This is a genomic window from Streptomyces sp. NBC_00878 (genome assembly GCF_026341515.1).
GTDB lineage: Bacteria > Actinomycetota > Actinomycetes > Streptomycetales > Streptomycetaceae > Streptomyces.
On the sequence record NZ_JAPEOK010000001.1, the window covers coordinates 4,440,589 to 4,452,801 of the forward strand.

General features: G+C 67.8%; 13 protein-coding genes and 1 pseudogene. 11 read left to right on the forward strand and 3 right to left on the reverse strand.

Annotated elements, in window-relative coordinates; genetic code table 11:
• Nucleotides 1–168: 168 nt before the first annotated feature.
• Nucleotides 169–885 carry an alpha/beta fold hydrolase gene (locus tag OHA11_RS18525; protein ID WP_266497669.1) on the forward strand — a complete coding sequence of 239 codons (717 nt, stop codon included), beginning with the start codon at nucleotides 169–171 and terminating at the stop codon, nucleotides 883–885.
• 1,049 nt (nucleotides 886–1,934) lie between these two features.
• Nucleotides 1,935–2,720 carry a GNAT family N-acetyltransferase gene (locus OHA11_RS18530; protein ID WP_266497672.1) on the forward strand — a complete coding sequence of 262 codons (786 nt, stop codon included), beginning with the start codon at nucleotides 1,935–1,937 and terminating at the stop codon, nucleotides 2,718–2,720.
• An 80-nt stretch (nucleotides 2,721–2,800) separates the two neighbouring features.
• Here the strand turns inward: OHA11_RS18530 and OHA11_RS18535 are convergent, their stop codons facing one another.
• Entirely contained in the window at nucleotides 2,801–2,971 is a 171-nt protein-coding gene (locus OHA11_RS18535; RefSeq protein ID WP_266497673.1) for a hypothetical protein, read from the reverse strand.
• Between the two features lie 45 nt (nucleotides 2,972–3,016).
• Between OHA11_RS18535 and OHA11_RS18540 the strand changes: the two genes are divergently transcribed.
• The 8 genes and pseudogenes from OHA11_RS18540 (at nucleotide 3,017) to OHA11_RS18570 (ending at nucleotide 9,110) form a co-directional block, all read left to right on the forward strand.
• Nucleotides 3,017–3,646, forward strand: a complete 630-nt coding sequence (locus OHA11_RS18540; protein WP_266497676.1) for a TetR/AcrR family transcriptional regulator — start codon at nucleotides 3,017–3,019, stop codon at nucleotides 3,644–3,646.
• A 424-nt stretch (nucleotides 3,647–4,070) separates the two neighbouring features.
• The gene (locus OHA11_RS18545) at nucleotides 4,071–4,322 is read left to right on the forward strand and encodes a hypothetical protein (RefSeq protein ID WP_266497677.1); all 252 of its coding nucleotides are present in this window, start codon (nucleotides 4,071–4,073) and stop codon (nucleotides 4,320–4,322) included.
• Nucleotides 4,323–4,780: 458 nt separating this feature from the next.
• On the forward strand, nucleotides 4,781–5,239 hold the full coding sequence (locus OHA11_RS18550; RefSeq protein WP_266497679.1) for a nuclear transport factor 2 family protein: 459 nt from the start codon (nucleotides 4,781–4,783) through the stop codon (nucleotides 5,237–5,239).
• Nucleotides 5,240–5,310: 71 nt separating this feature from the next.
• Complete coding sequence (locus tag OHA11_RS18555) at nucleotides 5,311–6,543, forward strand: epoxide hydrolase family protein (RefSeq protein WP_266497680.1); 1,233 nt, start codon at nucleotides 5,311–5,313, stop codon at nucleotides 6,541–6,543.
• Between the two features lie 74 nt (nucleotides 6,544–6,617).
• On the forward strand, nucleotides 6,618–7,004 hold the full coding sequence (locus OHA11_RS18560) for an SDR family NAD(P)-dependent oxidoreductase (RefSeq protein WP_266497681.1): 387 nt from the start codon (nucleotides 6,618–6,620) through the stop codon (nucleotides 7,002–7,004).
• A pseudogene (locus OHA11_RS48525) lies at nucleotides 6,904–7,299 on the forward strand (SDR family NAD(P)-dependent oxidoreductase); the annotation flags it as partial. The gene OHA11_RS18560 and the pseudogene OHA11_RS48525, both read left to right, overlap by 101 nt.
• A gap of 249 nt (nucleotides 7,300–7,548) precedes the next feature.
• Nucleotides 7,549–7,923, forward strand: coding sequence for a nuclear transport factor 2 family protein (locus OHA11_RS18565; protein ID WP_266497684.1), 375 nt, complete (start codon nucleotides 7,549–7,551; stop codon nucleotides 7,921–7,923).
• Nucleotides 7,924–8,183: 260 nt separating this feature from the next.
• On the forward strand, nucleotides 8,184–9,110 hold the full coding sequence (locus OHA11_RS18570) for an NADP-dependent oxidoreductase (RefSeq protein ID WP_266497685.1): 927 nt from the start codon (nucleotides 8,184–8,186) through the stop codon (nucleotides 9,108–9,110).
• Here OHA11_RS18570 and OHA11_RS18575 read toward each other — a convergent pair.
• Nucleotides 9,056–9,541, reverse strand: coding sequence for a hypothetical protein (locus tag OHA11_RS18575; protein WP_266497687.1), 486 nt, complete (start codon nucleotides 9,539–9,541; stop codon nucleotides 9,056–9,058). The two genes, OHA11_RS18570 and OHA11_RS18575, sit on opposite strands and share 55 nt — an antisense overlap.
• A gap of 232 nt (nucleotides 9,542–9,773) precedes the next feature.
• Between OHA11_RS18575 and OHA11_RS18580 the strand changes: the two genes are divergently transcribed.
• Entirely contained in the window at nucleotides 9,774–11,348 is a 1,575-nt protein-coding gene (locus tag OHA11_RS18580; RefSeq protein ID WP_266497690.1) for an ISL3 family transposase, read from the forward strand.
• 370 nt (nucleotides 11,349–11,718) lie between these two features.
• Here the strand turns inward: OHA11_RS18580 and OHA11_RS18585 are convergent, their stop codons facing one another.
• Nucleotides 11,719–12,156, reverse strand: coding sequence for a class I SAM-dependent methyltransferase (locus tag OHA11_RS18585; protein WP_266497692.1), 438 nt, complete (start codon nucleotides 12,154–12,156; stop codon nucleotides 11,719–11,721).
• Between the last annotated feature and the right edge of the window lie 57 nt (nucleotides 12,157–12,213).

A 12,213-nucleotide genomic window follows, 5' to 3' on the forward strand; every position in this document is an offset into this window, starting at 1 on the left:
GCCGCGCGAAGGAGCGCCTGCACGGCCGCACCCCCATCAAATTGGAAGACCGGTAACGCCGGTCGGCCACATCACAGGTGAAGGCGAATCACCTGATTCGGATAACGGCTGCCTTCCGTTGTTTCGTGGTTTTTACTGAGGACAAACCTTCAATTAGCGAGGATTGAAATGAGCGGTAAAGACTCTACGTATGTCCTGATCCCGGGTGCCTGGCATGGGGGGTGGTCCTGGCGTCCGGTTGCCGAGCGGCTGCGTGCCGCGGCGCATCGTGCGATCTGTCTTACGCTGCCCGGCCTGGGTGATGGTGACGATCCCACGGGGCTTGGACTCAAGGATGCGGTGGACCATGTGGTGTCCGAGGTGGAGAGGCTGGGTCTCACCGATGTGACTCTGGTGGGTCACAGCTGGGGTGGGTATCCGCTGGCCGGCGCAGCGCACCGTCTGCCGGGCAGGGTCTCCAAGGTCGTCTACTACGCTGCGCAGGTTCCCGTGCGGGGCAGGTCCATGGTGGATGACAATCCTCCGGAGGCGGCAGCGATGCTGCGGGGGCTGATCGACGCATCCCCGACCCGAGCGATCCCGCCTACGCTGCAGTTCGTCCAGGGCATCTTCATGCAGGGCGTCGATGAGGGGACCCAGCGTCTGGTGGCGGATCTGCTGACGCCGCAGCCCGGCGACTATTTCCTGGACGCACTCGACGTGCCCAATGTGAGCGAGCTTGGAATTCCCGCTCTGTACATCCTCGGCGAGGACGATCGTGCGCTTCCCCGACCCGGCGCCGAGTTCGCGGCGCGGCTGGGACTCGAACCCATCATGGTTCCAGGGACCCACGAGGGCATGCTGACCCACCCCGACGAGGTCGCCAAGGCGATCCTCAACGACTGAGACTCATTGGACAGTGGAGTCTGGCCGACCGCGCGCGCCAGAGTGAGTGCCCGACCAACGTCGCGAAATCGATGACCGCCAGTCGGCGAGCCTCCTCCTGTTCCCCTCCCGCGACTTCCTCGTATTCGGCGATGACATCGAGGACCTTCTCCAGCCCATCCAGACAGGAGCGCTGCAGCGGGCTGTCACCATGCACGTGGGCGGCATCACTGGCAAGGGCGGCGGCGCGCATCCGGCGCCCGGAGTCGCGAATGCCCGGTCGACAAGTATGTCCTGAAAAGCTCGCTGCGTGCTTGCGTCCGGTCGTGAAAGTCCTCGGATATCCGAGTGAGGGGTTCGAGACGTTCGTCGAACGCGACCGCAGTGGCAAGGCCCAGCAATTCATCCTTTGAAGCGAAGTGCTTGTCGGCGGCCGACCCGCGGGGAGCGTTGCCGGTCCGCAGTCGGGAGGCGTCCTCGGCGGCGCCACGCAGACTCTTGCCGTCCACGGTCGGAGCGCGAAGCCCGGAGGTCCTCGCGCCGCGGTCGGCAAGCCGGCGGTCGCTGCGGCAAGTACGACACACGCGGTGAGGGAGAGTACGACGGTCAGAGCAAGGCGCACGCCACCTGGATCACGCGCGTCTGGCACCTCGGCCAGTCGCTCCAGCAGGCCCGGAACCTCCTCGGAAGCGACCTCGGGCTGTGGGCAGAGCTGGTCAAGAGCCGATGGGATCAGGGATGATGCGGCGGCAGGCGCGGTCTTTCACTCGGATCACGGGGCGTCGAGAACTCCATGATCTTGGAAACCGTTCCTGTCACGTTCCCCGGTAACGAGAAGGCAGATCGCCATGAACCGGGTGCCCTCCGACTACACCGAGGCCCTGGAGCCTGTACGGCTCGCGCATTACCCTTCGGAATTTCCGGGAGTTAACCGTGACCGGGCGCATGGAATCCCAGAGGAAACGAAAGTGAACGCCATGGAAACGCCTACCCTACCGAACAGTGCACCGGATGGAGCCGCCTCTTCCGGCGCCGCCAAATTCTTTCCGGAAGTCGGCGAATTGGCGGAGGTGACCGCCAATTTCCGCCAGTATCTGCTGGGCTGGGGCATGGCGGAACGGGCCGAAGGCGAACTCGACCTCTACAGCAGCGGGATCGCCGCGGCGCAGTTCAACGGTGTCGTACGCGTACGGCCCCTCGAAGCGGTCGAGCAGGCGGTGACGACCGCACGGAAGCGGCTGGCCGGCGTCCCCTGGTGGTGGTGGGTCGGGCCGGACAGTCCCGAGGGCACCTCCGCCGCACTGACCTCCCAGGGTGCGATGCCTCTCGCCGCCATGCCGCTGATGGTCCGTCCTCTGGACGGGGACGGGGATGGTTTCGGCGACGGGTGCGGCATCGGCTCGGGCGGCGGCAGCGGTGTACCGGGCGAAGAGCCCGCCGGCCTCCGCGTCGAAGTGGTCGGGGAACCCGGGCGGCTCGCCGAACTGGTCGATGTCTACACCACGTCCATGGGCGTACCGGCGGAGCTGGCTGCCGAGGTGGTCCGGGCGGAGGCCGGGCGCGAGGACAGCGCCGACGTGGTCCGGCTCGCGGCCGTCCTGGACGGCCGGGTCGTCGGCACGACGATCGTCATCACCGCCCACGGGACGGCTGGAATCTTCATCGTCCACGTCGCCGAGGCCCAGCGGCGGCGCGGCATCGGCCGGGCACTCACGGCCGCCGCCCTGCGGGTCGGGCGGGAACGCAGGATGCGCAGGGCCGCCCTGATCGCAAGCCCGGCGGGCGAGCCCATGTACCGCGGCTTCGGCTTCACGGCCGTGTCCGAGTACCGGATCTTCGCCGTACCTGCCGCCTGAGTGGCCGGGCGTCCGCCTGACCGGCCGACCGGTCAGGCGGACGCGGCTCGATCGGCTCCGAGCTGTCCGCCGTGAGTCGTTCAGGCGAAGACGCCGACCTGCCGCCCGATCGCGTCGCCGTGGGTCGGCGTTTCCAGCCGGGCGTTGATGTCATCCAGCTCGACCGGGGTGACCGTGTGCTTGATCCTGCCCTCGCCGGCCAGGGCGAGCACCTCGGTGAGGTCGGTGTAGTAGCCCCAGAAGGTGACCATAGGGTCCGATTGGACTACACTCGCAGCCGAAGCAAGGAGGACGCCATGGCCAACGCTGCGGTGAAGCCGATGCGCAGCGACGCCGTACGGACCAGGAGACTCCTGGTCAACGCGGCATCCGAGGCGTTCGCCGAACACGGCATCGAGGTGTCGGTCTCCGAGATCGCGGAGCGGGCCGGAATCGGCAAGGGGACGGTGTTCCGGCACTTCCCCACCAAGGAGGACCTCCTTGCGGCGATCGTCACCGACAACATGTACTTCCTCGTCGCGACCGGCGACGAACTGGCAGAAGCCCAGGACCCCGCGCACGCACTGTGCGCGTTCATGAGCGCCGCCATCGAGCTGCAGATCAAGGACCTCGCCTTCTGCCAGGTCGCCCACGGAGTGGCGCGCGACCACCCCGAGGTGCGCAAGGCCCAGGAGAAGCTGGATGCGGTCGTCGAGGCGCTCACCGACCGCGCCCGCCGGCACGGAGTCATCCGCCAGGACATCACCGGGCAGGACATCACGCTGCTGATGAGCGGGATCTACCAGACCGGATCCCCTCTGCAGGCGACACAGCCGCACCTGTGGCAGCGCTACCTGCGCCTGGCCTTCGACGGCATGCAAGCCGCCGAAGCCCCGGCACTGCCGGGCCCCCCGCCCCACACCGAGACCACGGCCACCCCTCTGTGACCGCTCTGGATTCCGCCGGCCCATCAGTCATGCCTGCCCAGGCACAGCACCCCTAAGATCACCACGCGGCGGGCCCTCACTTCGACCAGCGCGCGGACAAGTTCAGCAGCTGCTCGTAGACCATCCGGCCCCCTCCCCACCACCAGCTTCGGCATCGCAGCGCCGACAGCGGCCGCACCACCTTCCTCGGCCACGTCTCTTCCGCCGCCTGGGTGCCGGCGCATGACCAGCCCGCCACCCCGGCCCGTGCCGGGCCTCGTACCGATCACCTTCGGGGCCGGCTTCGTCGGCGTATGGCAGTCCCACGACACCACCGACACCATCCGCGAGATCTAGATCCAGGCTTCACCTGGGTGAGCTGCATGCCGCCAAGTCGGGTGGGCCCTCGCCTTCGCCGCCGCTCTGGCGTCATGAGCCTGCAACGTTGCGACGATCAGGCCAATCCGCCGACGCGGACTGGATACCCGACGAGTACGAACGGGACTTCGTCGATCCGTTTCGGACGGCGAACAAGTTCGACGGCCGGCCCGTCGCGGTGCAGGCCGAGGCGGATGTCGCCGGCATCTGGTACCGGCGGGCCGATGTGGCCGCCGTCGGGCACGAGCCACGCGGACCTGGGAGGAACTGGCCGCACTCGGTGCCGCGCCGGCCGAGCGTGGCACCACCATCCCGCTGAGCTTGCCCGGCGGATCCCTGGCCGGCGAGACGGTGACCTACTGTCCTTCGGCGAATGCCTCCGCCGCAGCCTTCACCAAGAGCTTCCTGCCTCCGCACGGCATCGCTGCGCAGCTGCTTGACCGCTGCCGGGTTCGTCATGGCGGGCTCCCTCATCCACGATCAGGTGCAGCCCAACCGGACCCTTTGGTCAGATTTCATGCAACCAACGTGACCCACCGGTCATAGCGGCTGCGGCGACATGACCCGCCGGTCATATTTTGCAATACCGAACATGACCGCCCGGTCCGATTGTGTGCTACGGTCAATGTGACCGCCCGGTCCGATTTGTGGTCCATGGGGCAGGCCAAGTGCCGCTGCCCGTTGCCGAGGCTGGCCGTCGTGCCGCCGGGGCGAGTCGGGCTGCACCGTCGAATCCGGGCGCCTGCACCACTGAAACCGACAGGAATGTGATCGATCATGGATGCTGTCGAGCGTCTGAGTATCATCGAGGACCTTCGTCGCCTGATGGCCAAATACGTCCGCTCCGCGGACCACCAGCGCTGGCGGGACTTGGCCGGCCTGTTCACGCCGGACGGCACGTACACCCCGCACAAGCCGGATGGCTCGGTGTGGCTGCGCATGGAGGGCCGCGAAAAGATCGCGGAAATAGTCGGCTCCAGCGGTGGTCCCGACGACGTCCTCATCCACCACCTGTTCTCGGACGAGATCGACGTCGAGTCGGCAACCTCGGCCCACGGTGTGTGGGCCATGGAGGACATCGTCACCCGGCCCGAGAACGCCGAGGTGAACGAGGAGTTCCCCTTCAAGGGCATGCACGGTTTCGGCCACTACCACGCGCACTTCGTCAAGGCAGACGGCTCCTGGTACATCGCCGAGCTCAAGCAGACCCGACTCCGCCTGGACTTCACCTACTGACACGGCGGTGCCCCGCACCACCAGGCACCGGTCTTCCCCCTCTCACCCCCTTCGCAAGAAAGCAGAGCCTCATGAGTGACAACAGCAACCGTTCGCCAGAGCGGTTCACGATCGATGTGGCGCAGGACGTGCTGGACGACCTCACGGCGCGCCTGCGGTCGACCCGCTTCTTCGACGACCTGGACAACGAGGACGAGTACTACGGCCTGAGCACGGACTACCTCAAGCCGCTGGTCGAGTACTGGGCCGATGGGTTCGACTGGCGTGCGGCCGAGAAGCGGCTGAACGGCTACGACCAGTACAAGGTCGAGATCGACGGCACGCCCGTGCATTTCATCCGCAAGCCCGGCAAGGGCCCCAACCCGACGCCGCTGCTGGTCCTGCACGGCTGGCCCTGGCCGGGTGAGTTCAGCTACCCGCTCATCAACCCGCTGGCGGACCCCGCCGCCTTTGGGGGCGACCCGGCCGATGCCTTCGACGTCATCGTGCCGACCCTGCCCGGCTTCGCGTGGTCCACCCCCGTCGGCAGGGGCGACCTGAACTACTGGAAGATCGCCGACATCCTCCACAAGCTCATGACCGAAACGCTGGGCTACGAGAAGTACGGGTCGCTGGGCACCGACTACGGCGCGCTGGTCAACAGCGCACTGGGCCACAAGTACGCCGACAGCATCATCGCGCTGCACTACGGCCACGACCTTATGCCGGGCATGTTCCAGATCGACCGTTACTGGGACCTCACCGGCGGCGAGCCGATCCCCGCGGACGCCTCGCCGGAGCTGCGGGCGGACATCCTGAAGCTCCACTCGACCTACGCCTCCCACGTCGCCGTCCACATGCTGGATGCGTCGACGCTCAGCCACGGTCTGAACGACTCGCCGATCGGGATGCTCGCCTGGCTGGTGCAGCGGTGGAAGAAGTGGAGCGACAAGAACAACGACTTCGACGCCGTCTTCTCCCGCGACTTCATCCTCACCCAGGCCACCATCTTCTGGGTGACCCAGTCCATCGGCTCCTCCATCCGCATGTACCGCAACACGATCCGCTACCCCTGGACGCCGCTGCACGACCGCCAGCCGACGGTCGAGCCCCCGGCCGGCTTCACCTTCCTCCTCGGCGACGTCTACCCTCCCGGCGTCACCACCGTCGAAGGACGCATCGCCGCCTTCGAGAACGGACCCACCCACAGCGCGTTCAACGTCGTCAACGTCAACGCCCACCCCAAGGGCGGCCACTTCGCCCACTACGAAAACCCCGATGCCATCGTCGGCGACCTCCGCGAAACCTTCCGCAAGGTGCGCTGACAGTCGAAGCTGCGGAAGCGCCCGCTGTTCACCGACGCCTCGGTCGGCCCGAACCCCGAAGAGGGAGAGCCCTCATGTCGAACAATCTGCGAGACAAAGTCGCCATCGTCACGGGATCCGGCTCCGGCTCCGGCATCGGACGCGTTACCGCCCGGATCCTCGCGGAGTGCGGTGCCTCGGTGGTGGTGGCGGGCTTGATCTCCCAGGCCGGGGAGGACGTGGCCAAGGAGATCCGTTCGGCGGGCGGTTCCGAAGTCGCCGTGGCGACCGACGTCACGCACGAGGAGCAGATCCGCGCGATGGCCGACACCGCCGTCTACGAGAGCGGTCGGCGTCGACATTCTCCACAACAACGCCGTCTTGGTCGCCCCGACGTCATTCGCCGGGACATCAAGGTCACCGGCCTCGAGCCGGCCTCTTTGCCCGGGTGCAGCGGGTCAACGCCATCGGCTGCACCCTAAGGGCTGTCCCGTAATCCCGGGCGGGCGCACGACGACAGCTACGGCACCTCGCCGCGTTGTCGGATCGCCCGAATACGCCCAGTATGAGGACGCCCCTCCGCCTTGCGATGCACCGCATCTGACGCCGCGCGCTGATCCACCCGGGATTACGGGACAGCCCTTAGGTGCCACAAACGCGATTCCGCACATGACCGAACGCGGTGGCGGTGGGGTCATCAACACCAGCTCGGCGTCAGGGGTGCTCGGGGAGTACATCCGGCCCATGTACGGCACATCGAAGACCGCGACCATCGGCCTCACCGCAATATCACGGCCGAATTCGGCAAGCAGGGGTCCGCGCGATCGCCATCGCGCCGGGCACGATTTCCGACACCGGCCGCCCGCGCCCGCCATGGGGGTCACGATCCCCGTGGACGGCGGGTTCACCTCGCACCGGCCCACCTACGCAGAGGAGGTCGAGGGCGGTCCGGGCCCGCCCGCCGTGCTTCCACGGCAACACCAACACGACCGCCACACCCGCAGGAACAAGCAAGGAGACCCCGTCGTGACGACCGACAACAGTAAGGTGATCGCTGACTTCCTCGCCCTCTTCGCACAGAAGGACGCGTCGAAGCTCGCTCCGTACTTCCACCCGGACATCGCGTTCCACAATTACGGCGACCCGGAGATCCAGGGCCGTGACGGCGTCATCGCTGTGTGGGAGGGGGTCTTCCGCATCATGGAACGGGTGGAGTTCACGACGCTCCATTCCGCGGTCAACGGCGACCTCGTCATCGAGGAACAGGTACACGGCCTCGCGCTTCCGGGTGGGAAGCTCGCGCCCATCAGGAACATGGCCGTCTATCGAATGCGGGACGGTCAGATCATCGAGTGGCGCGACTACACCAACCAGGAGTACGCACGCTCGCTCCTTCGCTGACGACACACGCCCCAAGCCCAACGCCTGCACGGCAATGTGCCCGACCTCGCCTTCCGCCACGAGTTCCGACAAGGCCCGTCGACGGCCGCGGCTTGTTCAACGTCGTCAACGTGAACGCCCACCACACAAGGGCGGCTTTCGGCGACTGCGAAAACCCCGACGCCTACGTCGGCGGCGCCCGCGAGACCTTCCGCAGGGCGCGCTGACACCTCCGTAGCGGGCACCAGCGCTTCCGATATGCAAAGGGAAGAAGGAAAATCATGCGGGCAGCAGTCGTAAAGGTAAAGAAGTTCGGCGGACCTGAGGCTGTCGAGGTCTTGGAGGTCCCCCTCCCGGAACCAGGTCCTCTGGAGGTTCGCATCAAGGTCGCGGGTGCCGCGCTCAATCCCGCCGACACCGTTCTGCGGACCGGGGTCTTCAGCCCGTTCGAGGATTTCGAATACATCGGTCTCGGCTTTGACGCTGCCGGGACGGTCGACGCGGTCGGCCCGGGTGTCCTCCTGAAGGTCGGAACCCCGGTGATCGCGTTCGATGCCCCGTTGCTGCGCCCGACGAAGGCCCAGGCCGAATACCTTGTGACCGACCTCAACTCCATTGCCCTCGCCCCAGAGGGTATGGCCCTGACGCTCGCGGCGACGATCCCTCTCAATGCGATCACCGCCTCACAGGCTCTGGACCGTCTCCCGCTGCGCCCCCGTGACACCCTGCTTGTCACGGGTGCCGCCGGGGCCGTCGGCGGCTACGCGGTGGAGTTGGCCCGGACCCGGGGGGTGCGGATCGTCACGCAGGGGCGGCCTGAGGACGAGGAGTTTCTCCGCGGTCGTGCCAGCTGGTTCGTGTCGAGCGACGAGGAGCTGAGTGAGGCGGTGCGCCGGTTCGTGCCGGAGGGCGTGGACGGCGTGCTGGACGCGGCGGCGCTGGGCGCCCCTGCCCTGGCGGCTGTCCGCGACGGCGGCATCTTCAGTAGCGTGAGGGCTGACGTGCTGCCGGCCCCGGAGCGAGGCATCGCGGTGCGGCACACTCCCGCCGGTCCCGAACCGACCCGTCTCTCGTATCTCTCCGCGCTCGCCGAGGTTGGCGTGCTGACGCCGCGGGTTGCTCAGATCTACCCCCTGTCGCAGGCAGCCGAGGCCTACGCCCAGTTCGCCCGGGGCGGCCGGCGCGGCCGGATCGTGCTGGTGCCGTGAACGCCGAGACCGACGCCGTGGGTTCTTCGTGACCTGCCGCGGGCGGGCGTCAAAGAAGGCTCTCGGACACTGTGACCAGGCGTGAAGAAGATCGAGTTTCTCTCGGTCGGGCATTCGACCGCGATGAGCCGCAGCACGCTGTCTGGTGCGGTCAGCACCGGGTACTGCAGGCCGACTGAAGCGAAGCCGATACCGACGCCTGCGCTGACCAGTTCGATCACCAGCGGGGTCCAGGCGGGCGACCAGGGACTGGCCGGGGCGCTGTTCACCACCAGCCAGCAGCCGGCGCCGCAGTCGGGCCGGCGATCCTCGCCACCCCCGCCGCGGCGGCCAACGACGGCCACGGCGGCTCCCTGGTCGACGGCTACCGCCTGTCGTTCCTGATCGCGACCGGTCTCGCAGTCCTCGCCGCGATCATCGTCGCGCTCCACCTCAGCTCGAAATCCCACCGCGTTGAACCCGGGCACCATCAGGCCGGCCCCGGCGGACCGCCCCCCGCGCCGCCCGCCCCGGCGCAGCTCGGCAAGAGCTGACAGGTGTCGGCGTACAGGCAAACGTGGCCCTGGCAAGATTTTCGTGAAGCAGGGCTGTGCCACCGTGCGCCGGTGACGCTCCGTCACGGGTAGCGGGACCTTCGGCGAGTGTGATGACCTCGTACGAATTGTGTCGCCGCACCTGGATGTGGTGCGGGTGGAACGGGTGTGGTCGTCGGGTGGCGTGGTCCGTATCGCTGCCCGTACCCGCGAGTTGATGGTGGCGTGTCCGGACTGCCGGTGCGAGTCGGCGCGGGTGCACAGCCGGTATTCCCGCACGCTGGCCGATGTTGCTGCCGGGGGCCGCCCGGTGCTGATCAGTCTGACGGTGCGGCGGTTGTTTTGTGACAGTGCGGACTGCGGTCGGCGGACGTTTGCCGAGCAGGTGGAGGGGCTGACGCTGCGCTATCAGCGTCGCAGTCCGCTGCTGCAGCATCTGGTCGAGATGGCCGGGGTGTTGCTCGCCGGCCGTGGCGGGGCCCGGCTTCTGCGCATCTTGAAGACGCCGTTGTCGCGGACGAGTGTGCTGTTCCAGTTGATGCGCATGGGACTTCCGTCGGTCGCGACACCGCGGGTGCTGGGCGTGGACGACTTCGCGTTGTACGCGGACGTCTACGGCACGCTGCTCGTGAATGCCGACACGCGGCTGCCGATCGAGTTGTGGGCCGGGCGCGATGCCGAGCAGCTGGCCTCCTGGCTGCGTGCGCATCCCGGCGTCGAGGTGGTGTGCCGGGACGGTTCGCTGGTCTACTGGCAGGGCATCGCCGAGGGAGCCCCGGACGCGGTACAGGTCAGCGACCGTTTTCACCTGTGGCAGGGGCTGTCGAAGCGGGTCTCGGACATCGCCGCAGCCCACCGCGGCTGCCTGGCCGCGGCAGTACTTGAACCCGAGCCGGCCCCACCGCCGGCGGACGAACCGTGCGAGGCGGCCGATACTCCTGCCCTCCGTCACACGAAGCGACTGTTCGAGACTGTCCAGGGGTACACCGGCACGGCCCACAGTCTCAGCGCGATAGCCCGCGAGCTCGGCTTGAACCGCCGCACCGTGGCCAAGTACGCACGCGCTGCCTGTTGGCAGGAGTGCGTACGGCGCACTCCGCCCCGCCGGTCCACGAGCCTCGACCCGTATCTGGAGTATCTGAAGCAGCGGTGGGAGGAAGGCGAGCACACCGCGACCGTGTTGCACCAGGAGATTGCCGCCAAGGGGTACGGCGGCCACTACCAGCGGGTCAAGATGGCCATCGCGCCGCCACGCCGCGATCTGCCGATCGACACACCGCGCGAGCGGCCGCCCTCGCCCCGCCAGGTCGCCCGGTGGATCAACGCCACACCGCCTCGGCGCGGCCTGCACCCCACCGAGGCACTCCGTCGGCTGCTTGAACACTGCCCAGAGCTCGACCAAACCCACACTCTGGTACGGCAGTTCGCGGCCATGCTCGATGCCCGCGACGCCGCCCCGCTGCCGGCCTGGCTCGACCAACTCGCGGCCTCTGGCCTGTCTGCCTTGGCGAGCCTGACCAACGCCATCCGCGAAGACCAGCTGGCAGTCGTACAGGGGATCACCACCCCGCTCAACTCCGGCGTCAACGAAGGCCGGATCACGGACCTGAAGCTCCAGAAACGGATCATGGCCGGCCGCGCCAGCGTTCCGCTCCTGCGCCACCGCGTCGTCCTCATGGCCCACCTCCGACGCCGCTACCCGTGACGGAGCGTCACCGGCGCACGGTGGCACAGCCCCGCTTCACGAAAATCTTGCCAGGGCCACAAACGTGCACAGTCAGGTACGCCCGAACGTACACAGGGGCCTCGGTGCGAAATGAGCTGGTCTCAAGACCAACAGGCGTTGCCCCGCGCCGACAAAACGGCAAACGGCATCGGTGAGGTGGGCGACCGAGGCAATGGAACCGAGCCGTGATGCCCCGACGTCCTGGCCGCCCAGCGGCGCGAACACGCCCGTATCCGCAGCGAGAAAGGCATCCGCTGGGGCGGCCGCCTTCCCAACCCCGCGGCCTGACCGCCGCGCCGTGACAGTCGGCGATCTGACACGAGCGGCCTCGCCGCAGGAACAAGCCCCGTCAGGGCTTTTCGGGCTTGCGGGCCAGCAGGCAGGCGTGCGGTCTGTTCACCCGTCCGCCAGGCTCCTGTTCCAGCCTGGAGTACCAGGCCAGGATGGAGCCGAGCTCGTCGCCCCTCATCTCCAGCGCGGTCATCGAGCCCGCGGTGAACCGCAGGTTCGGATAGGCGTGCCGGGCCAGCCCGATCATCTTCGGTGACAGATCGACGCCGAAGGCGGACACTCCCAGCCCGGCCAGGTGCGCCGTCACGCGGCCGGGGCCGCATCCCAGGTCCGCGACCGGCCCCAGACCGGCCGTCCGCACGAGTTCGGCGAACCCCGCCAGCATCGCGCGTGACAGCGGGTCCATCACGGCTGGAGGCGGGACGCGTTCGACGTAATCGGCGGCGACCGTGTCGTACGACTCGCGGACAGCGGCCAGAAAGGAGGGCTCAGCCATGCGGGCGACCCTAGACCCGAGAACTGACAGGCCGTGTCACGACCTTGAGTTGACCTG